The 22,503-nt window shown below is 35.0% G+C and carries 21 protein-coding genes; 8 read left to right on the forward strand and 13 right to left on the reverse strand.

What is annotated here, in order from left to right:
- Nucleotides 1-24 precede the first annotated feature (24 nt).
- Both C8N28_RS01600 and C8N28_RS01605 read right to left on the reverse strand, forming a co-directional pair.
- Nucleotides 25-996 (reverse strand): electron transfer flavoprotein subunit alpha/FixB family protein, encoded by a 972-nt coding sequence (locus C8N28_RS01600; protein ID WP_132220890.1) that lies wholly within the window; start codon nucleotides 994-996, stop codon nucleotides 25-27.
- 39 nt (nucleotides 997-1,035) lie between these two features.
- Nucleotides 1,036-1,773 carry an electron transfer flavoprotein subunit beta/FixA family protein gene (locus tag C8N28_RS01605; protein WP_132220892.1) on the reverse strand — a complete coding sequence of 246 codons (738 nt, stop codon included), beginning with the start codon at nucleotides 1,771-1,773 and terminating at the stop codon, nucleotides 1,036-1,038.
- Between the two features lie 150 nt (nucleotides 1,774-1,923).
- Here C8N28_RS01605 and C8N28_RS01610 point away from each other — a divergent pair, with 150 nt between their 5' ends.
- Complete coding sequence (locus tag C8N28_RS01610) at nucleotides 1,924-2,268, forward strand: tetratricopeptide repeat protein (protein ID WP_132220894.1); 345 nt, start codon at nucleotides 1,924-1,926, stop codon at nucleotides 2,266-2,268.
- A gap of 6 nt (nucleotides 2,269-2,274) precedes the next feature.
- Here C8N28_RS01610 and dnaB read toward each other — a convergent pair whose 3' ends face one another.
- Complete coding sequence (dnaB, locus tag C8N28_RS01615) at nucleotides 2,275-3,834, reverse strand: replicative DNA helicase (protein WP_132220896.1); 1,560 nt, start codon at nucleotides 3,832-3,834, stop codon at nucleotides 2,275-2,277.
- 333 nt (nucleotides 3,835-4,167) lie between these two features.
- Between dnaB and rlmB the strand changes: the two genes are divergently transcribed.
- Nucleotides 4,168-4,935, forward strand: a complete 768-nt coding sequence (gene rlmB, locus C8N28_RS01620; protein WP_132220898.1) for a 23S rRNA (guanosine(2251)-2'-O)-methyltransferase RlmB — start codon at nucleotides 4,168-4,170, stop codon at nucleotides 4,933-4,935.
- A 1-nt stretch (nucleotide 4,936) separates the two neighbouring features.
- On the opposite strand, the gene C8N28_RS01625 is transcribed toward rlmB, so the two are convergent.
- Complete coding sequence (locus C8N28_RS01625) at nucleotides 4,937-6,019, reverse strand: mannose-1-phosphate guanylyltransferase (protein ID WP_132220900.1); 1,083 nt, start codon at nucleotides 6,017-6,019, stop codon at nucleotides 4,937-4,939.
- A 64-nt stretch (nucleotides 6,020-6,083) separates the two neighbouring features.
- Nucleotides 6,084-7,049 carry a KpsF/GutQ family sugar-phosphate isomerase gene (locus C8N28_RS01630; RefSeq protein ID WP_132220902.1) on the reverse strand — a complete coding sequence of 322 codons (966 nt, stop codon included), beginning with the start codon at nucleotides 7,047-7,049 and terminating at the stop codon, nucleotides 6,084-6,086.
- A gap of 93 nt (nucleotides 7,050-7,142) precedes the next feature.
- Between C8N28_RS01630 and recQ the strand changes: the two genes are divergently transcribed.
- The 4 genes from recQ to C8N28_RS01650 all read left to right on the forward strand — a co-directional run bounded on the left by recQ (nucleotide 7,143) and on the right by C8N28_RS01650 (nucleotide 12,105).
- Nucleotides 7,143-9,332 carry a DNA helicase RecQ gene (recQ, locus tag C8N28_RS01635; protein ID WP_132220904.1) on the forward strand — a complete coding sequence of 730 codons (2,190 nt, stop codon included), beginning with the start codon at nucleotides 7,143-7,145 and terminating at the stop codon, nucleotides 9,330-9,332.
- A gap of 24 nt (nucleotides 9,333-9,356) precedes the next feature.
- Nucleotides 9,357-10,172, forward strand: coding sequence for a 3-deoxy-8-phosphooctulonate synthase (kdsA, locus tag C8N28_RS01640; protein WP_132220906.1), 816 nt, complete (start codon nucleotides 9,357-9,359; stop codon nucleotides 10,170-10,172).
- A 341-nt stretch (nucleotides 10,173-10,513) separates the two neighbouring features.
- The gene (gene gdhA, locus C8N28_RS01645) at nucleotides 10,514-11,857 is read left to right on the forward strand and encodes an NADP-specific glutamate dehydrogenase (RefSeq protein WP_132220908.1); all 1,344 of its coding nucleotides are present in this window, start codon (nucleotides 10,514-10,516) and stop codon (nucleotides 11,855-11,857) included.
- A complete protein-coding gene (locus C8N28_RS01650) occupies nucleotides 11,857-12,105 on the forward strand; it encodes a hypothetical protein (protein WP_132220910.1) in 249 nt (82 codons plus the stop codon). The genes gdhA and C8N28_RS01650 overlap by 1 nt, the downstream gene beginning before the upstream one ends.
- A gap of 608 nt (nucleotides 12,106-12,713) precedes the next feature.
- Here C8N28_RS01650 and C8N28_RS01655 read toward each other — a convergent pair.
- A complete protein-coding gene (locus tag C8N28_RS01655) occupies nucleotides 12,714-13,286 on the reverse strand; it encodes a DUF6580 family putative transport protein (protein WP_132220912.1) in 573 nt (190 codons plus the stop codon).
- 107 nt (nucleotides 13,287-13,393) lie between these two features.
- Between C8N28_RS01655 and rnhA the strand changes: the two genes are divergently transcribed.
- Nucleotides 13,394-13,861 (forward strand): ribonuclease HI, encoded by a 468-nt coding sequence (rnhA, locus tag C8N28_RS01660; protein WP_132220914.1) that lies wholly within the window; start codon nucleotides 13,394-13,396, stop codon nucleotides 13,859-13,861.
- A gap of 21 nt (nucleotides 13,862-13,882) precedes the next feature.
- Here the strand turns inward: rnhA and lysA are convergent, their stop codons facing one another.
- The 7 genes from lysA to rpsO form a co-directional block, all read right to left on the reverse strand.
- Entirely contained in the window at nucleotides 13,883-15,064 is a 1,182-nt protein-coding gene (lysA, locus tag C8N28_RS01665; protein WP_132220916.1) for a diaminopimelate decarboxylase, read from the reverse strand.
- A gap of 15 nt (nucleotides 15,065-15,079) precedes the next feature.
- Nucleotides 15,080-16,393, reverse strand: a complete 1,314-nt coding sequence (locus C8N28_RS01670) for an aspartate kinase (protein ID WP_132220918.1) — start codon at nucleotides 16,391-16,393, stop codon at nucleotides 15,080-15,082.
- 126 nt (nucleotides 16,394-16,519) lie between these two features.
- A complete protein-coding gene (locus C8N28_RS01675; RefSeq protein ID WP_132220920.1) occupies nucleotides 16,520-17,470 on the reverse strand; it encodes a D-2-hydroxyacid dehydrogenase in 951 nt (316 codons plus the stop codon).
- An 18-nt stretch (nucleotides 17,471-17,488) separates the two neighbouring features.
- Nucleotides 17,489-18,556 carry a 3-phosphoserine/phosphohydroxythreonine transaminase gene (serC, locus tag C8N28_RS01680; protein ID WP_132220922.1) on the reverse strand — a complete coding sequence of 356 codons (1,068 nt, stop codon included), beginning with the start codon at nucleotides 18,554-18,556 and terminating at the stop codon, nucleotides 17,489-17,491.
- Nucleotides 18,557-18,762: 206 nt separating this feature from the next.
- Nucleotides 18,763-19,434: a ribulose-phosphate 3-epimerase gene (gene rpe, locus C8N28_RS01685; protein ID WP_185140114.1), complete on the reverse strand. Its 672-nt coding sequence runs from the start codon at nucleotides 19,432-19,434 to the stop codon at nucleotides 18,763-18,765.
- A gap of 21 nt (nucleotides 19,435-19,455) precedes the next feature.
- Entirely contained in the window at nucleotides 19,456-21,582 is a 2,127-nt protein-coding gene (locus C8N28_RS01690; RefSeq protein WP_132220927.1) for a polyribonucleotide nucleotidyltransferase, read from the reverse strand.
- 123 nt (nucleotides 21,583-21,705) lie between these two features.
- Entirely contained in the window at nucleotides 21,706-21,984 is a 279-nt protein-coding gene (rpsO, locus tag C8N28_RS01695) for a 30S ribosomal protein S15 (RefSeq protein WP_132220929.1), read from the reverse strand.
- Between the two features lie 101 nt (nucleotides 21,985-22,085).
- Here rpsO and C8N28_RS01700 point away from each other — a divergent pair, with 101 nt between their 5' ends.
- Nucleotides 22,086-22,499: an acyl-CoA thioesterase gene (locus C8N28_RS01700; protein ID WP_132220931.1), complete on the forward strand. Its 414-nt coding sequence runs from the start codon at nucleotides 22,086-22,088 to the stop codon at nucleotides 22,497-22,499.
- Nucleotides 22,500-22,503 lie beyond the last annotated feature (4 nt).

The following is a 22,503-nucleotide window of genomic DNA, read 5'->3' on the forward strand; positions in this document are numbered from 1 at the left end:
TATTTATCGAAGGCTCCCTTATAATTACCCCGCCTTATAAGATTTTATTGCAGCAATTAATTGAGGAACTACCTCAAATGCATCGCCTACAATTCCATAATCAGCTACTTTAAAGAAAGGAGCTTCAGGATCCTTATTTATAACAACTATGGTTTTAGATGCACTCACGCCTGCAAGGTGTTGAATGGCACCAGATATACCAATTGCAATATACAAATTTGGCTGCACAGAAATACCAGTTTGACCAACATGTTCTTCATGAGGGCGCCATCCAGCATCAGAAATAGGCTTTGAGCAAGCAGTAGCAGCTCCTAATGCGTCGGCAAGTTCTTCTATCAATCCCCAGTTTTCAGGTCCTTTTAAGCCTCGTCCACCCGACACAACAATTTCAGCATCTGCAAGTGATACTTTATCTGTTGAACGTACAATATCTTTAATAATGGTATTCAGATCATTTGTTAACTGAGGATCAAAATCAATGATCTCTGGCTGAACTTGATCTACTTTTAGCTCAAATGAGTTTGGAGTTAGGGATAGTACCTTATTGGCTGCTTTCAATTCTGTAAAAGCAAATGCTTTGCTAGAGAAAGCAACTCTTTTAACAATCAGATTATTGCCACTTATTTCAGGAAGAGCTACTGCACCAGGTGCAAATGCCGCCTCAAGCTTAGCTGCAACACGAGGAGCTAAACCTTTACCACTGAAAGAGTTTGAAAGAATAACAACAGCCGAATTTTCGCTCTTGGCTGCAGAAGCAATAACGGATGCATAAGAATGGCTAACAAATGATTTTAACTGATCAGAGTTAACATTTAATATTTTTGAGGCTCCATATTGCCCCAATAGATTCAGGTTAGATGGATCAACAGTTCCAATGGAGATGGCAGTTAAATCGGTATTCAATAAACCTGCAATTGCTTTGGCATAAGAAACCACTTCAAATACAGATTTTTTAAATTCACCTGCGGTATTTTCTACATATACTAATACAGACATTTCTTCTTTGATTTTACGTATAACATGTTTGGCCAGAGCCTATATAACATGTGATTTACTGTGCAACAATTCTACCAATTTTTCTGGCTCATTGGCAGCTATTAATGTTACTTCGCCTCTGGGTTGAGGAGTTTCAAATTTAGTAACACTTGAAAGTTCAGCTACTTCAACAGCTTCAATAACCTGCAGGGGTTTAGTGCGCGCCGACATGATACCACGCATATTTGGAATACGTGATTCTGCAACACCTTCTGCAACACCAATTATGCAGGGTAGAGAAATACTTAATACTTCCTTTCCTCCCTCAACTTCCCGATCAACTAAAGCTGTCTGATCCTGAACTTCAATTTTTTTAGCAATAGATACAGAAGGAATGTTCATTAGTTCACCAACGAAACCTGCAACTTGTGTTCCGTTATAATCAATTGACTCTCTTCCTGTTAATATTAAATCGAAGTTATTTTCTTTGGCATATTTTGCTATCTGATGGGCTACGAACCAGGCATCTCTAGGTTTTGCATTAACGCGTACAGCATCATCTGCACCGGTAGCCAGGGCCTTTCTAATCGTAGGATCTGTTTCGGCTTCTCCAACATTAATTACAGTTACTGTTCCTTTTCCACCTTCACTTAACTCAATAGCTCTTGCTAAAGCTATTTCATCATAAGGATTTACAATAAATTGTACACCCGTCGAATTGAACTGGGCATTATCATTTGTAAAGGTTATTTTTGTGGTTGTATCAGGAACACTGCTAATACATACTAATATTTTCATCAGAATAAATTGTTTTTAAATGGTGATAAAACTATCATGGGTGTTTATTATTTCGGTTTGTGAAGTTTATAAACTCATGATGGTTTCATTTAGTTAAATTATTAAAAATTCCTTTTTACAAATCTAACAAAAAAAAACAACGACTGAACAATGAGTAAGGAACGTTTAGAGCAATTAATGAACTTTTTAAACGAGGGTTCAACAGATCCATTTATACGCTACGCGATTGCCACAGAACACGTAAAACTAAAGCAATATGATTTAGCTTTAAAGTTTTATCAGGATCTACTTTTGAACAACCCGGATTATATAGGAACCTATTATCATACAGGAAAACTATTAGAATTACTGGATAGAAGGGATGAGGCTATATCGGTTTATGAAAAGGGGATGCAGATAGCCAAAAAAGCAAGAAACATGCATGCCTTTTCAGAGCTGCAGGGAGTTTATAATATGGCTTTGGGATTAGATATAGATGATGACGATGATTATTAACGAAATTTAAAATGGTAGTGGTTCGTCACTATTCATATCGTTCATTTTTGACGAACGTGTAATAACGCCCGGACTGTTAAACTCTTGAGAAGGGGCCATTCCTGCTGAAAATGAACTGGCTGGTGTTCCAAAATCATCATCCAAATCGGTAAATTTCACATATTTACCGACGAACTTCAATGGAACTGTTGCAATCTCACCGTTTCTATGCTTGGCTATAATTACTTCTCCAACACCAGCTGTACTGTTACCACTTTCATCTTCAGTAAGTCCATAATATTCTGGCCTGTAAAGGAATAAAACCATGTCGGCATCTTGCTCAATAGATCCCGACTCACGTAAATCTGAAAGCATAGGACGCTTGCTATTTCCAGGGCGACTTTCAACAGCTCTACTTAATTGAGAAAGTGCAATTACGGGGATATTTAACTCTTTTGCCACTGATTTTAAAGCACGTGAAATGCTACCAATTTCTTGTTCACGATTTCCGCCTTTTCCATCTACCTTTCCGTGCATTAATTGAAGGTAATCGACAATGACCATTTGAATGTCAAATTGAGCCTTTAATCTTCTGCACTTTGCACGAAACTCAAATACGTTCAATGCAGGTGTATCGTCGATTAATAAAGGAGCTTCTGTTAGTTTTCCTATACGGGAATGCAGTTGAGTCCATTCATGATCGGCTAAATTACCTTTTCTCAACTTCTCTTGTTCAATCTCTGTTTCGCCCGAAATCAAACGATTTACCAATTGAACGGACGACATTTCTAAAGAGAACACAGCAACGGGTTTATCATATTGTACTGCTGCATTTCTGGCACAAGTTAAAACAAAAGCAGTTTTACCCATAGCTGGCCTTGCAGCAATAATAACAAGATCTGAAGGCTGCCAACCAGAAGTAATTCGATCTAATGCAGTAAATCCTGAAGGGACACCTGTTAAAGAATCCTTTCGATCACGAAGCTTCTCCAAAGCATCCACAGCATTCCGCATGATATCATCTATCTTTTGAGTATCGCGACGTAAATTATTTTGAGCAATGTCGAATAAGCTCTTTTCAGCACTATCTAATAGATCGAATATATCGGAAGTCTCATCGTATGCTTTGGTGATAATTTCAGATGAGATCTGAATAAGTTCTCTTTGAATGTATTTTTGAGATATTATCCGCGCATGGTATTCAATGTTTGCAGCAGATACAACCCTGTCTGTTAATTGTGTAAGGTAATAAGCTCCGCCAACCAGTTCTAATGAACCCATTTTACGAAGTTCAGCTGTTACTGTCAATATATCTACCGGAGAAGATTTCTGAAACAAATTGGTAATAGCTTCAAATATCTTACTATGCGCATCGCTATAAAAGGTTTCTGTTTTTAAAATATCAATCACCACTGATAGTGCATCCTTTTCAAGCATTAAAGCACCAAGAACCGCTTCTTCTAAATCTAAAGCCTGAGGAGGCAATTTACCCAATCCGCCTGTTAATTGTGAGTACTTTGATTTGCGATCAATAAAGGCAGGTTTGTTAGATCTGTTAGAAGAGGGGTTAAATTCATTGGTACTCATTGATATCTAAATAACTAGGTTTATGCTCTAAAACGTATTGATTTTCTGTACAAACAAAGATATCTAAATTTTACTCGATTCGGTCATTTCATTTATAAACACCCAATTTATAAAGCTGAGTAATGTTTCATTTTGATATTTAAAAACGGAGCTGCTAATTAACATTCGTTGTTGATAAAATGTTAGCATTACACATAAATACCTTATAGTGAATATTTTATATATTGTGTTAATAAGTTTAAAATTGTGTATTATATTGAGTTTTATTTTAATTACAATGAATTATTGTTCACCTATAATTAATGCTGTAACTTCGTAGCGAAAATAGAATATATGCAAGATTTTTCCAGACCTATTAAGAAAGAGACCAATCAGTTCATTTTTGGTATCCGAGCAGTCATTGAAGCAATTGAAAGTGGTAAAGAGCTAGAGTCTTTATTTATTCAAAGAGGTTTAAATGGTGGGTTATTAATAGAATTAAAAACATTGATAAGAGAAAGAAATATCTCTTATCAGCAAGTACCAATTGAAAAGCTTAATAGGCTTACACGGAAGAATCATCAGGGCGTTGTTGCTATTATATCTCCAATTACCTATCAGCACATTGAAGACATCATTCCACTTGTGTATGAAAGGGGAGAGGTGCCCCTTATTCTTATGTTAGACGGAGTAACTGATATCCGTAACTTTGGAGCTATTGCAAGAACTGCAGAATGTGCGGGCGTACATGCGATTATCGTACCTCAAAAAGGTTCTGCAGAAATTAATCCTGACGCTATAAAGACTTCAGCGGGGGCCTTATTTAAAATCCCGGTATGCAGGGTTGATAGCCTTTATAAAACGGCCAAATTCTTACAGGAGTCTGGCTTACAATTAATTTCTTGTACAGAAAAAACAGATGATACTATTTATCAACCTGATTACACCTCACCAAGTGTTTTAATTTTAGGATCAGAAGAGAGAGGTATTTCAGATGATTTAATCCGGATATCAGAACACTTAGCTAAAATACCGCTCTTTGGTGAAATAGCTTCACTCAACGTATCCGTTTCTACCGGAGTAGTCGTTTATGAAGCAATCCGTCAACGTACAAAGAAATAATTCACAGATATTTACTTCCGTGCTTTGATTTAACATCGGTCAGAATTTGCTTAAGATTCTGTTCCTGATCTCGTGGAATAATCAATAATACATTATCAGATTCTGCAATAATTAAATTGTCGACGCCCTGTAATACAACTAGTTTTTCTTTTTTTACGCTAACCATGCAATTCTTCGAATCGTAGAACATTACGTTCTTTGAAGGAATGGACAAATTACCAGAGAAATCTTTCTCTGCCAGGTCATAAACAGAACTCCATGTTCCAAGATCTGACCAACCAAAGGTTACGGGTAAAACATATACATTATCTGCTTTTTCCATAATGGCAAAATCAATGGAAATATTAGGACAACGTTGATATGCAAGTGCTATAAACTGCTTTTCTGTATCTGCATTGAGGTGTCTTTCTCCTTCAGCGAATATCTCATTCAATTCATAAACATACTTACCTAATGCTTTTATAATAGATTTTGCAGACCAGATAAATATACCCGAATTCCATAAAAAGTCTCCGCTCTGAAGGAAGGTTTTTGCTATTTCTAAACTGGGCTTTTCTGTAAATGTTTTTACTTTTTTAAACTCTTCCTTAGCCGACCCATCCAGATATTGAATGTAGCCATAACCTGTATCGGGTCGTGATGGTCTGATACCTAAAGTAATTAATCGATCTTCTTCTGACGCAGTATCGAGTGCTTTAATGATAGACTCATTAAAGTTTTTCTCATCGAGAATTAAATGATCTGAGGGCGATACAACAATGGTAGCCTCAGGATTAATTGCTTTGATTTTATGACAGGCATAAGCAATACAGGGAGCTGTATTACGCATGATTGGCTCTGCAAGTATTTGATTATCTGATACGGAAGGAAGTTGTTCTTTTAGTATTTCTAAATGAGATTCGTGCGTTATTATAAATATATTTTCAACGGGAACAATTTCACTGAATCGTTGATATGTAGACTGGATAAGGGATTTTCCTGTACCAAATAAATCTAAGAATTGTTTAGGATATAAAGATTTGCTAACAGGCCAGAAACGACTTCCAATTCCTCCTGCCATGATAACCACAAAGTTGTTTTTCATTGATGCTAATTAATGAGTAACGATAAAATAATAGAATTTTACCAAATCAAATGTAAGCTTTTGATTAGATAATTCCTTCTTTAAGTAAATCGTGAAGATGAACGATTCCTGCATATACTTTACCATCTGTAACAATTACCTGTGTAATATGATTTTTTCGTAGTAAATCAAGAGCATTTACAGCAAGCTCGTCTTTTTGAATTTTAATAGGATTGACTCCCATAATATCTTTTGCCGTCAGGTTAGCGATATTCTCATGGTTCTCTATCATTCTACGAATATCCCCATCTGTAATAATTCCGACGATGGTATCGTTTTCTAAAACAGCAGCAGCTCCTAAGCGGTTCTTCGTTATCTCTACCAAAACCTTCTTAATAGAGTCATGAATTAACACGCTTGGCTTTTCATTTTGAGATGCCAAATCACCAACCTTAAGATATAGTTGCTTTCCAAGAGAACCTCCCGGATGATACCTTGCGAAATCTGTATTACTAAAAGATCTGCATTCTAATAAAGATATTGCTAAAGCATCGCCCATAGCCAATTGTGCTGTTGTGCTGGTTGTAGGGGCCAAATTTAACGGACAAGCTTCCTTTTCAACTGTCGTATTTAATACAAAATCGGCCTGCTTAGCTAAATATGAGTTTATATCGCCAACTAATGCAATCAATTTGTTACCCAGCTGTTTTAATAAAGGAATAAGGACTTTTATTTCAGGGGAGCTGCCACTTTTGGAAATAGCTATCACCAAATCATCGGATTGTAACATGCCTAAATCGCCATGTATCGCATCTGCAGCATGCATAAAGATTGCCGGGGTTCCTGTAGAATTCATGCTAGCTACAATCTTTTGAGCTATAATTGCACTTTTCCCAATTCCTGTAATAATAACCCTACCTTTGATATTTAAAATTTCAGTAACAACCTTAACGAAGTCATCATTAATGTGTTCAGTTAATTTCAGAACAGCTTCCGCTTCGGTTTTTAAAGTATTGATGGCAATGTTTTTTATTTCCGAATTAGTTTTCACAATTTTTTTTTATATTTAGTACAGAATTCACACAAAAATATGTTATTTTGAGTAATCTAATGTACATATTAGACATTTTCCTTGAGGACAACAATGCAAATAGAAAAATCATTATTCGATAATCTGCAAATATTTTTTGGTTTTGATACTTTTAAAGGTGAGCAAGAGGCAATCATAACTAACATTCTGCAAAAGAAAGACACTTTTGTTATTATGCCTACAGGTGGTGGGAAATCGATTTGTTATCAATTACCTGCATTAATGAGTAAAGGAACAGCTATTGTAATTTCTCCTCTTATCGCTTTAATGAAAAACCAGGTCGACCAATTACGTGCATTTGGAGGCTCTGAAAGTATCGCTCATTTCTTAAACTCTTCCCTTAATAAAACAGAAATAGCTCAGGTAAAGAAAGATGTAATAGATGGTAAAACGAAATTACTATATGTTGCACCTGAATCGTTATCAAAAGTTGAGAACATTGAGTTTCTACGTTATATAACGGTTTCTTTCGTTGCAGTTGATGAAGCCCATTGTATTTCAGAATGGGGCCATGATTTCCGTCCGGAGTATCGTAAAATAAGACAGGTTATCAATAATATTGGTGATAATATTCCTATCATAGCACTTACAGCAACAGCCACACCGAAGGTTCAATCGGATATCCGCAAGAACTTGAATATGGTTGACGCCAAATTGTTTAAATCATCCTTTAATCGTCCAAATTTATATTACAAAGTACAGCCAAAGGTTGACGTTGTAAAAGAGATTGTTCGCTTTATAAAAAACAATACAGGAAAATCGGGCATAATTTACTGCTTAAGCCGAAAAAAGGTAGAAGAAATTGCTGAGATTCTAAAAATCAATGGAATTAGAGCTTATCCGTATCATGCAGGCTTAGACGCCAAAACCAGGGCAGAGACCCAGGATCTGTTTTTAATGGAAGGAGCTGATGTTATCGTTGCTACCATTGCCTTTGGTATGGGGATTGATAAACCGGATGTCCGATATGTAATTCACCATGATATCCCCAAAAGTATGGAAGGGTATTATCAGGAAACAGGACGAGCAGGAAGAGATGGTGGGGAAGGGGTTTGTTTAGCTTTTTACTCTGAAAAAGATGTTGAAAAGCTCACCAAATTCATGAAAGATAAACCTGTTGCGGAGCGAGAAATTGGAACTCAAATATTAAAGGAAGTAATTGACTACTCCGAATCTGCTGTATGTAGACGGAAACAGATATTGCATTATTTCGGGGAAGATTTTGATGCAACCGGATGTGATTGCATGTGTGATAACTGCAATGCCGAAAAGACTTATTTTGAGGCACAGGATTCTCTATTAAAAGTATTAAAGTTTATACAAGAGCAGGGTGATAAATTTGACGATCATCATATTACCAATGTAATGATGGGTCAGAATAACCAGCCTGTATCTTCCTATAAACATGATGAACATCCTTTCTTTGGTTATGGAAAAAATGAAGGGATTGTATATTGGAAATCCTTCTTTAGACAGGCTGTTCTTGAGAATTTTCTTTCAAAAGACATAGAAAACTACGGTTTGCTTCAGTTAACCGAAAAAGGGAAGTCTTATTTAAAAAATCCATATTCAATTAAGTTCATTCTTAACAATACAATGGAGAAGGCTTCAAACACAGGTGAAGCTAGTTCTGGTGAAGGGGGGAATGCTGTAGATTCAGTCCTTCTTAAGATGTTAAAAGATCTAAGAAAAAAAATAGCCAAGCAAAAAGGTTTACCTCCATTTGTTATTTTTCAAGATCCTTCTTTGGAGGAAATGTGTATACATTATCCGGTATCAATCGATGAATTAAAGCAAATTCAGGGAGTAGGGGCAGGTAAAGCATTAAAGTTTGGAACTCAATTTATTTCTCTCATTAAGAATTACGTTGAAGAGAATGAAATTGACCGTCCGGTTGACCTAATTATTAAAAGTACTGCTAATAAATCAGCATTAAAAGTATCCATAATTCAAAATATTGATAGAAAAATAGGTTTGGATGACATTGCTTCAGCAAAAGGGATAACTTATGAAGAGATTTTAAAAGAGGTAGAATCGATTGTAAATTCGGGTACCCGATTGAATCTTAATTATTTTATCGATGAAGTCTTGGATGAGGATCGTCAAAATGAGATATTTGATTACTTTAAAGAGGCAGATTCAGATTCCATTGAATCAGCTTTAGATGAGCTGGGGAATGACGATTATTCATTCGAAGAAATAAAACTAATGCGAATTAAATTCATGTCTGAACTCGGAAATTAGTTCAAAAATATATTATAATTAAAAATGAAAATAAACCCTTTATCAGGCATCAAGAATTCAGATTCAAGCAATTTCTTTTTAATGGCAGGCCCTTGCGCAATAGAAGGTGAGGATATGGCCTTACGCATTGCGGAAAGAATTATTCAAATTACCGACAAGTACAATATTCCCTATATATTTAAAGGATCGTACCGTAAAGCTAATCGCTCAAGAATAGATTCATTTTCAGGTATTGGTGATGAAAAGGCATTGAAAATCCTTAGAAAAGTTGGTGAAACCTTTAATATTCCTACAGTAACGGATATTCATGAAAGTCATGAAGCAAGTATTGCTGCAGAATTTGTAGATGTATTACAAATTCCCGCGTTTCTATGCCGTCAAACCAATCTACTAATTGCTGCTGCCGAAACAGGTAAAGTAGTAAATGTTAAGAAAGGACAATTCTTATCAGCTGAGTCAATGCGATTTGCGGTAGATAAAGTTAAAGAATCAGGAAATGATCAAATTATTCTAACTGATAGAGGAAATACATTTGGTTATCAAGACCTTATTGTGGATTTTCGTTCAATTCCACAAATGCAGTCATTTAATGTTCCTGTAGTAATGGATTGCACACATTCTTTACAGCAACCTAACCAGGCAACCGGAGTTACAGGAGGTAAACCTCAGCTTATAGAAACCATTGCAAAAGCTGCTATAGCAGTTGGCGCAGACGGTATATTTATTGAAACGCATCCTGAACCAGCTATGGCCAAGTCTGACGGAGCAAACATGTTACAGTTAGATCTTTTAGAAGGTTTAATAGATAAGCTTGTTCGTATAAGATCTGCGATTCTTTAGAATAGTATATTCTGTTTCTGACATCTACACACTCTGATTATATTACATGATATATACCTATCTTTTAATCTTTCTAAGATTAAGATAGGAGCCTCTGAAATGAGCCATTCTGAATTGCATATATTTCTATTTAACATAATATGTATTATAAGTACAATTAAACATAAGATATTAACCAGGGTATTTAATTAATAAAAATCAAGACTAATTGAAATTCCAATTACACAATTTTTAACATACATATTTGAAATAATATGAAGAATATATCTACAAATTTGAATAATACGCATATTATAATTATTATTGTTGACAAAATAAAAATCAAAACAAATTATAGTAATATGTCCCAAAAATTTAAGTCTTTCATAAAACTTCTTAAAGAAAGAAATCCTAATCAACCGGAATTTATTCAGGCTGTAACTGAGGTAGCCGAAGATGTTATTCCATATATGGAAGAATGTAACCCTGCTTTTCTGGATGAAAAGATTTTAGAGCGCATTATGGAACCAGAGCGTGTAGTTAGTTTCAGGGTATGTTGGGAAGACGACAATGGTGATATTCAAATCAATCGAGGATTTCGTGTTCAAATGAACAGTGCGATCGGTCCTTATAAAGGCGGCTTACGCTTTTCTCCTACCGTAAACTTAAGCATATTAAAATTTTTAGCCTTTGAGCAAGTTTTCAAAAACAGCTTAACAGGATTACCACTTGGTGGTGGTAAAGGAGGATCTGATTTCGACCCTAGAAACAAGTCTAATAAAGAAATTATGCGTTTCTGCCAAAGTTTTATGACAGAGCTATCTCGTCATATTGGCTCTAATGTTGATGTTCCGGCTGGTGATATTGGTGTTGGAGAAAGAGAAATTGGTTACCTTTTCGGACAATACAAGAGAATAAGAAACGAATTTACAGGAATATTAACAGGTAAAGGACCAGGTTGGGGTGGCAGTTTAATTAGACCAGAGGCAACAGGTTATGGCCTTTTGTATTTCGTAGAACAAATGCTATATGAGAGAAACATCTCTATAAAAGGTAAAGTAATCACAATTTCTGGTAGTGGAAATGTTGCCCAGTTCGCTGCAATTAAAGCCGTAAACCTTGGAGCTAAAGTTATTACTGTATCAAATAGTGATGGTGTACTTCATGACAAAGATGGTTTTACGATTGATAAGATTCATTTTATCACGAAACTAAAAAACAAAGGATCAAGAGACTTTAAGGAATATACAGATCTATATGATTCGACCTTTACACCTGGTAAAACTCCTTGGATTTATCCATGTGATATAGCCCTACCCTGTGCTACCCAAAATGAATTAGATACTGAAGATGCAGCTTTTTTAATAAAGAATGGATGTTTCTGTATAGCAGAAGGTGCTAATATGCCTTGTACTATGGGAGCAGTAAAATTAATATTAAAATCGGGTATTTCTTATGCACCAGGAAAAGCGGCAAACGCAGGTGGTGTTGCTGTATCAGGATTAGAGATGTCACAAAACAGAATTGGTCAATGCTGGACTGAGGAAAAAGTCGATGCTAAATTAAAACACATCATGCATGACATCCATAATACATGTACTCATTACGGTAAAGAAGAATCGGGTAAAATCAATTATTTGAAAGGTGCCAATATTGGAGGATTTATTAAGGTCGCCAAAGCAATGTGCGCTCAAGGAATTGTATAATGAGAAGTATTGCAGAATTACCTCATCCTGATTGTAAGATCACTATCTTTTCAATGAATCAAAAGTTTATTATCAAGATAGAACAAGGTAGTCTTGAACAAACTTATAAGATATCGGAAATGGATGTAACGGATGGAGTTAATGGTGTATTTCAATTGATCGACGAAACCTTCATCAATCAAGCATTATCTCATTTTAAGTCTATGATGGCCTCCTTTAAAGAAACCTGTAATAGACATGAGTTCTAATCTATGATAACTACAGGTAAACAAGTATAATCAACTGTATACTAATACGATAAGTCCCCAAACAGAATAATATTCTGTTTGGGGACTTTCTTTTTTATACACATAAATGACTACAAGTATAAAAACTTTATGTAAACTACATAACTACCTGATTATAAGAATATATAACACAATATCGGAACTATATTTGGTGACGTAAATCACCAAATATGTAGGAACTATTCTAAATTTAGATGTAATTTTCTTAAAACAGCTGAAGACGAATTAGTGTATATATTTAATCATAACATTACTAAATTGAATATATAAAACAGCGGATGAATCATAGCTTTGTGAGAAGACATTAACATTTCACAAGCATCATTAGAGGAGGACTTATAAAGATTATAAAAGGAGAACAGAACCTGTCTGTATAAGTAAAAACATAAAGGATCCATAACATATAAATCCCAATATTGAATTTTGCAGATTCTATGTCATAAAAAAAGCTGACCCTAATTAAGGCCAGCTTTTAAATATTATAATACTATTAAGTATATGCTATACTAGTATAGTACATATTCCAGTTTTAACTTTCAGTACAATTCTATAAGAGGTCTTATACTGCTTTATGATATACGAGCTAAAGACAGTTTCGGGAAATATGATTTCAATAATTCAAATCCACCGAACATAGCTGCACTATATAATAGAGTTCCTGCAAGGAAGTTCTTTTCGAAAGGTATAGCCATTACAAGACATTGCAAAAAGCCTGCAGGTGTTTGTGCAAATGCAGGATTATTTAACCATACACCAATATCTGCTACAACCCAATGTATAAGAACAGTAGCAAGAGCAGATAAAAGAATACTCGTTGGTTTTACATGTTTGATAGCTCTGCCTAACAGAACAATCAAAGCAAAGCTTAAGTACACCCAGAAGATTCCATCATAAAGAAGAGTAAATTCACCGAAATAACCATAGTTAATGAAAGCATCGGAAACCAATAAAATCAATAAAGGAAGAAGAAAAGCCTGGTATTTATTCTTAATATAGGCACCTCCGAAAAGGGCTATGGCCCCTACTGGAGTAAAATTAGCTAAGTCTCCAAACCTTTCCGGGCTCAATCCACGTAAGGCAGCAAAACCAATGATGATAAATAGAATAATCCAAGTTCTAATATTAATTTTCTCGAGCGACATAATTATATTTAAATTAAAACGTAAAGATAACAAAAATATAAATTAGGGTGAATTAAAGTCTGCTAATAAAGATGCTGTTTAAGAGCTTATCCATTATCTTTGCTTTCATGATAGAAATTTTTACTGATGGAGCTTCAAGTGGAAATCCAGGACCTGGCGGTTATGGCGCAATTTTAAGAAAAGGACAACACTATAAAGAAATTTCAGAAGGCTTTAGAAAAACTACCAATAATAGAATGGAGCTATTAGCGGTAATCGTAGCTCTTGAATCAATTAAAATTCCAAATCAAGAGATAATGATTTATTCTGATTCAAAATATATAATTGACGCTGTTGAAAAAAAATGGTTGTATGGCTGGATAAAAAAAGGATTTGCAGGAAAAAAGAACAAAGATCTGTGGTTACGATTCTTTGCAGTATACAAACAACATCAAGTTAAGTTTACTTGGGTAAAAGGTCATGCAGGGCATATAGAGAATGAACGTTGCGATGAATTAGCTGTGCAAGCGTCAAAGGATAAATTAAACTGGAAAGTAGATTCAGTTTTCGAAATGGAGCAAATAAAGCTATTATAACAGCTTTATTTGCTCCATTAATTATTTAACTAATATTTCGTCGCTATAAACATAGCGAATTTCCTCACGTAAATTATAACGAGAAGCCATCACCTCTCCATAAGCACCGGCAGTACGGATAGCCACTAAATCATTCCTGCTTGTTTCAGGTAAAACAACTTCCTTAGCAAAGCAATCTGTACTTTCACAAATAGGTCCGACGATGTCATAATTAGCAGTCGCGGATTCTTCTGTTTGAGAATCTTTAATTTCTAACCGTTCTATCTGATGATAAGCCTGATACAATGCTGGTCGCATTAATTCAGTCATTCCTGCATCCAGAATTAAGAAATTCTTCTTTAACCCGGTCTTCACATACAGAACTTTACTAATTAAACTTCCACATTGTGCCACAAGTGCTCTACCTAATTCAAAATGAACTTCCTGATCATTCTTCCGCTCTAAGAACTGGTCAAAAACATTAAAATAGGCTTCAAAATCCGGAATACTATTTCCATCAGGATTATGATAATCAACACCAAGCCCCCCTCCTACATTTAATACTTTCAAATAATAACCGCGTTCTTCAAACCAGGTATTTATTTCATTAATCTTAATGCATAGACTTTTGAAAACATTTAAATCAGTAATCTGTGAACCAACATGAAAATGAATACCGATTAATTCAATATTGTTAAGAGTTTTTAGTTCATTTATACAACCATCTAACTCCCAAATTTTAATACCAAATTTATTCTCCTCTAAACCAGTTGTTATATAATGATGCGTTTGGGCATCAACATTTGGATTGATTCGCAAAGCAATGCGAGCTTTCTTTCCCTTAGCCTTTGCTAATTCATTTATTACTCCTAACTCCTGAATAGATTCCACATTAAAAGCGAAGATATCATTTTCAAGAGCGGCTATAATCTCCTTATCTGATTTACCTACACCTGCAAAAACTATTTTACTAGCATCAAAACCAATCTCAACAGCCTTTAAAACCTCATTACCACTTACACAGTCAGCTCCAAAACCAACACTACAGATTGACTTCAATACCCGATCATTAAAGTTAGCTTTTAATGCAAAATGGACATGAAATCCATGCTTATCTGCACCTTTTTTAGCTGCCTGGAGAGTATTTTCTAATAAAGCTAAATCGTAATAATAAAAAGGAGTTTCTTTATTTTGAAATTCCTTAACTAAATGATTATCAAACATATTTGATCCTGGTCTTTAAAATAAACGAGTATGCAATGATTTCAGTGCTTCTACTTTATCAGAAGTGTTTAATAAAAGAGAGATGTTATACTCACTTCCACCGTATGATATCATTCGAATTGGCAAGTGTTTTACTGCATCCAAAACTCGTGATGTATAACCATGAGTACTTGAACTAAAGTCGCCCACAACACAAACAATCGTTTGATCATAGTCAACTTCTACATGCCCAAAATCTTCGAGTTCTTTCTTAATTTCCTGCAAATGTTTAGTATCATCTATTGTCAAAGAAATAGCAACTTCCGATGTTGTAATCATATCAATCGGAGTTTTATACCGCTCAAAAACCTCAAAAACTCTACGTAAAAAGCCATATGCCAATAACATTCTGGAAGAATGGATACGAATAGCTGTAATTCCATCCTTGGCTGCAATAGCACGCACCCCACCTTTTATAGCACCCTCTGCCCTAATTGTTGTCCCTGGTGCTTCAGGAACTAACGTATCTAAAATCCTAACCGGAACATTATAGCGTTGCGCAGGAAATACACTTTGAGGATGAAGAATTTTGGCTCCAAAATAGGCCAGCTCTGCTGCTTCATTAAAACTAATATGTGCAATAGGCTTTGTTCCTTTAACAATCCTGGGATCATTATTGTGCATACCATCTATATCTGTCCAAATCTGAACCTCATCAGCTTGTATAGCAGCACCAATCAAAGAAGCTGTATAATCACTGCCCCCTCTACGTAAATTATCTATTTCTCCAAAAGAGTTCCTACAAATAAATCCTTGAGTTATGAACAGCTGACAATCTTTATCCTTATCCAACAATTCTTGAAGCTTCACTTTAATAAAATCAATAATAGGTTCATTATCTTCATCTATTTTCATAAAATCAAGTGCGGGCAACAATCGTGATTTTACACCTATTTCAGTTAAATAAAAATGGAATAAAGTAGTAGACAATAATTCTCCTTGAGCCAGAATAACTTTTTCTTCAACTGGAGTGAATTGCTGTTCAGAAAGAGAAGCTATCAATTTAAAATGATAATCTATTAATTCTTTCCCGTTCTCTAACCCTTTCTCTGTTGTAAATAATTCCTGAATAAATGCATTATACTTTAATCGCAATTCCTTTATTATAGCATCAGCAGCTTCCTTCTTACCATGTTGAAAGGCTTCACTAATTTCAACTAAAGCATTTGTAGTTCCCGAAACAGCCGATAAAACAATGATTTGTCTGTCATCAGATTTTGCAATCTGATAAAGTGCTTTCATTCTTTCAGCAGTCGCTAAGGATGTTCCCCCGAATTTTAGGATTCTCATTGGATATAAATATTAAAGGCCATCTTGTTTAAAGAACAGCCATTTTACCAAGTTCAGGTTATTTAATATAGACCTCTCTTAATTAAATAACCTGAACAATTATAAATTCTATGAATATTATTAAAATTACGAACCTGCCAGTTTTGCAATAATTAAACTTGCAAGCTCCTCTCCTACACGTTGCTGAGCTTCATTTGTAGCTGCACCAATATGTGGAGATAAAGATATTTTAGCATTAGTTAGTAATAAATTATTTGGTTGTGGTTCATTTTCAAACACATCCAAACCTGCAAAAGCAACTTTACCAGAATCTAAGCTATTAATTAAAGCAGTTTCATCAATAATTCCACCTCTTGAAGCATTAACAATACCAACTCCATTTTTCATCTTCGAAAACTCTTCAGCACCAATTAATGGTTTACCTAAGAAAGGAACATGAAGGCTTATAAAATCTGCATTCTGTAGTAATTCCTCAAGAGGAACTTGCTTAACATTGAATTTTACAGATTGTCCATCAAAGAATGTCAATGAAATTTCTGTATTAACAGGAAAAGTATCTGCTACCAAAACATTCATCCCTAAACTCAATCCCATCTTAGCAGTTTCATGTCCAATACGGCCATAACCAATAACTCCTAATGTTTTTCCACGCAATTCAACACCTTTAGCATAAGCCTTTTTTAAGCCAGCAAAGTTAGTTTGACCTTCAACAGGCATCTTTCTTTGTGAATCATATAAGAAACGTACACCATTAAATAAGTGAGCAAAAACTAATTCAGCAACTGATATTGATGATGCAGCTGGAGTATTAATTACAGTAATACCTTTGTCACGAGCATATTGAACATCAATATTGTCCATACCTACTCCTCCCCTTGCAATGATCTTTAAATTCGGACAAGCATCAATAAGTTCTTTACGAACCTTTGTTGCACTACGTACCGTTATAACATCATATTGAGGTAATTTCTCCATTAATTCATCCTGTGGAATATGAGTGGTATCTACTTGAAAACCTGCGTTTTCAAGCATTAATTTACCTTGATCATCAATTCCATCATTAGCCAGTATTCTCATTTTTAATTCTATTTTTTATTATTTATGATTTTCTTCGAATTCTTGCATTACATCAACCAATAAATGAACACTTGATATTGGCAATGCATTGTATAAAGATGCTCTAAATCCACCTACACTTCTATGTCCTTTTAAAGCAACCAGGTCTCTCTTTTGAGCAAGCGCTAAAAATTCGCTTTCCAACTCAGGGTTTTCCATTACAAAAGTAACGTTCATTCTAGAACGATCTTCTACTGCTGAAGGTCCTCTAAACAATGGATTACGATCTATTTCCTCATATAAAGTACGAGATTTTACAATGTTCTCTCTTTCAATTTCCTCTATTCCGCCTTTTAAACGCAACCATCTAAGGTTTAGCATAGCAACATAGATAGAAAATACAGGAGGTGTATTAAACATTGATTTTGCATTAATATGCGATTGGTAGTCGAATACAGAAGGAATAGTTCTTCCTGTTTTTCCTAGCAAATCATTATTTACAATTACAATTGTTAATCCTGCTGGTCCAATATTCTTTTGAGCACCTGCATATATTAAACCAAATTTTGAGACATCTATCTTGCGGCTCATGATGTCAGAAGACATATCACAAACTAAAGGAACAGGTGAATTTGGTATATCAAAAAGTTCAGTTCCAAAAATAGTATTATTAGATGTATAGTGAAAATAATCTACATCCGTAGGGATAGTATAATCCTTAGGAATGATGGTATAATTATTTTCTTTACCTGAAGCAACCACTTCTACCGATCCAAAATTCTTAGCTTCTTTTATTGCATAACTGGCCCAGCTACCTGTATCAAGGTAAGCACTCTTTCCACCCTCTTTTAATAAATTCATAGGAGCCATTGCAAATTGCTGACGAGCACCTCCTTGCAATAACAAAATAGAATAATTCTGTGGTACCGAAAGCAAATCACGAATCAAAGATTCCGTTTCAGCCACTACTGCCTCAAATTCTTTGGAGCGATGTGAAATTTCTAAAATAGATAAGCCAGTATCATTAAAGTTAATTACTGCCTCAGAAGCTTGTTTAAAAACCTCTTGGGGCAAAATACATGGTCCAGCACCAAAATTATGTTTCATTCGTTGTAAAATTTAAGTTAAATATTGCGATAAAATTAAATATTAATTTTCATTTTATCATTATTATTAACAAAGCTTTATCAAAAAAACTAAAATCTAATTAGATAAATACGAAATATTTAATTTATTAAGGGAATTAATACAGAATATAAAAAAAAACGGAGGATAATATCCTCCGTTTTCAAATTACTCTATTTAAAGAATATCTATATTCTAATATTTGACACTGCTATGTTTTTTAACTCATCAATAACAGCTTCGGGGTTCTTAGCTGCAAATATTGCATTTCCTGCAACTAATACATCAGCTCCGGCTTTAAGCAAATCACTCGCATTTCCTAAATTAATTCCTCCATCTACTTCAATAAGCAAACTTTCATTCTTAGCGGATGCCATAGCTATCAATTGACGGATCTTTTCATAGGTATTTTCAATAAACTTCTGACCTCCAAAACCAGGATTTACAGACATTATTAAAACAAGATCCAAATCTCCTATTACCTCACTAAGAAAAGCAACCGGAGTATGTGGATTAAGCGCAACACCTGCCTTGCAGCCAACATCTTTAATAGCCTGAATCGTACGATGCAAATGAGTACAAGCCTCGTAATGAACCGTGATAGTATGAGCGCCACAATCTTTAAACTGTTGCAAATATCTATCTGGCTCAACAATCATTAAGTGAACATCAAGTGGCTTCTTTGCATAACGGCTAATAGCCGTTAAAACAGGGAAGCCAAATGATATGTTCGGAACAAATACTCCGTCCATAATATCTATATGGAACCAATCAGCATTGCTACGATTAACCATATCTATATCTTCTTTTAAATTAGCAAAATCTGCCGATAAAAGAGATGGAGAAATTAAATGTTTCATATTAATAATGATAATATACTTTTATTTAGATTCGTCTTTTTCCGGTTTCGGAAGCAATACCTTTCTAGATAATTTAAACTTGCCTTGCTTATCAATGTCTAGCAATTTAACCTTAATTACATCGCCTACATTGAAGATGCCATCCATAGTCTCTAAACGTTTCCAATCTATTTCGGAAATATGTAGCAAACCGTCTTTTCCTGGCATAATCTCAACAAACGCTCCAAAAGGCATAATTGATTTAACTTTACCTTCGTAGATTTCACCAATCTCTGGTTTAGCAACAATTGTTCTGATACGTCCAACGGCAGCATCAATAGCAGCCTTATTATCAGCAAACACTTGTACTATACCTTTTCCGTCTACCTCTTCAATTGAAATAGTAGCACCTGTTTCTCGTTGCATTTCCTGAATGATCTTACCTCCAGGTCCAATAATAGCACCAATAAATTCTTTATCAATTGAGAAACTAACAATCCGGGGAGCATGTGGTTTATAATCTTCACGAGGAGTAACCAACGTCTTCTTCATTTCACCCAAAATATGCAAACGAGCTTCTTTTGCCTGATCTAAAGCTTGAGTTAAAACTTCCCATTTCAAACCATTTATTTTCAAGTCCATCTGACAAGCAACAATACCTTTTTCAGTACCTGTTACCTTAAAGTCCATATCACCTAAATGATCTTCATCTCCTAAAATATCGCTTAATACAGCATATTTACCAGTATCCTCGTCCATGATTAAACCCATAGCAATTCCTGATACCGGAGAACTAATTTTAATACCTGCATCCATTAATGCCAACGAACCAGCACAAACAGTAGCCATCGATGAAGAACCATTCGATTCTAAAATATCTGAAACAACCCTAATTGTATATGGATTCTCATCGCCCTTTGGTAAAACTTGTCTTAAAGAACGCATCGCTAAATTACCATGACCTACTTCTCTACGACCCGGGCCTCTATTTGGACGAACCTCACCTACCGAAAACGATGGGAAGTTATAATGCAATATAAACTTATTGTATCCATGAATAAATGCACCATCAATCATTTGCTCCGAATCTTTCGCTCCTAATGTAACAGAAGTTAATGATTGAGTTTCGCCACGTGTAAACACAGCAGAACCATGAGCAGCAGGCAAATAATTTACTTCGCTCCAAATTGGGCGAACTGTACGAGAATCACGTCCATCTAAACGAATTCCTTCATTCAGAACTAAATTACGAACAGCAGCCGATTGTACATCATGAAAATACTTTTTTGTTAAGAAAACAGTGTCATCATCTAAGTCTTCAGTTAAAAAACCAGAAAGAATTTCTTTGAACTGTGCTGAACGCTCCTGTTTAGGAAGACTTAATTTAGCAATCTCGTATACTTTATCATAAGATGCAGCATAAATAGATTCACGCAATTCTGGATTAGAAGGCTCATGATTGTATTCACGTTTTACCTTTTTACCAACCATCTCTGCAAGATCAAGCTGAGCTTGAACCTGAACTTTAATTGCTTTATGAGCAAACTCAATAGCTTCAAGCATTTCTTCTTCAGAAATCTCTTTCGCCTCTCCTTCAACCATTCCAATATCAGAAGCGGAACCGGCAACAATAAACTCTAAAGTTGCACGCTCTAAATCTGATAAAGTTGGATTAAGAACAAGCTGGCCATCAATCTTAGCTACACGCACTTCAGAAATAGGGCCATTAAATGGAATGTCAGAAACTGCCAATGCAGCAGAAGCTGCTAAACCAGCTAAAGCATCAGGCATTATATTTTTATCTGCAGATATTAAGCTAATCATAACTTGTGTATCTGCGTGGTAATCTTCAGGAAATAATGGACGAAGCGCTCTGTCAACTAAACGTGAAATTAAAATCTCATAATCAGACAAACGTGCTTCACGACGCAAAAACCCACCGGGAATACGACCAGCTGCAGCATATTTTTCTTGATAGTCTACAGATAGAGGTAAAAAATCTGTTCCAGGTTTAGCTTCTTTAGCAGAAACAACCGTGGCTAATAACATGGTATCACCCTGTTTTACTACAACAGAACCATCAGCCTGTTTAGCCAGTTTTCCTGTAGAGATTTCAATCTGACGACCATCGCCTAAATCGAATGTTGTTTTAAATTCTTTATAACTCATTTTTGTTTCGATATAATACGGTTTCATCTTCAAGCCGTATTCTGTTAATATATTGTATTGTGTTTTGCAAAAATAAAAAGCCATCTCCGGTTTGGGATGGCTTTCTCAAAATTTTCCTGATTTCTATTTGATAATATCTCTCAGTTTTAAGGCTTTGATAATCGCACGGTATCTTTCGATATCTTTTTTATAAAGATACGCTAATAAACCACGGCGTTTACCTACCAATTTTTGAAGTGCTAACTGAGTAGAAAAATCTTTTCTGTTTTTCTTTAAATGCTCAGTCAAATGAGCAATACGATGTGTAAATAAGGCAACTTGTCCTTCTGTAGATCCCGTATTGGTTTCTGATTCTGCGAATGTTTTAAAAATCTCCGCTTTGTACTCTTTACTTAAATACATTACCTGAATAATATTAAAGTGTAATTAATTAATTTTATGCAAAAATAAGGTATATATCTTATATTACAATGAATTGGCTTATAATTTTTTAATTTAACTACATGAAGATTTATTCCCGTTTCAAAACCTCCTATAAGGTCAGGCCTGATGATATCGATATGTTTCAACATGTTCACAACAGCAGATACTTTGATTATGTAATGGCTGCCCGCTATGATCAAATGCGAGAATGCTATGGCATGAGCATGGAAGAGTTTATGAACAATGGTTATGGATGGGTAGTTCGTACTGCTCATATCGACTATAAAAGAGCGTTAACAATGGGACAAGAGTTTACTGTTGAAACAGGAATTGAAAGTATAAACTCAAAAGGATGTAGAGTTAATTTCGAAATACAAATTACAAAAACCGGAAAAACAGCTTGCGATGGTTGGTTTGATTATATATTAATCGACATTAAAACTGCAAAATCCGTCCATGTAACCCAGGAAATGATCGATAAATTCTCAATCTAACTCC

The sequence above is a fragment of the Albibacterium bauzanense genome (assembly GCF_004339765.1).
Lineage (GTDB): Bacteria > Bacteroidota > Bacteroidia > Sphingobacteriales > Sphingobacteriaceae > Albibacterium > Albibacterium bauzanense.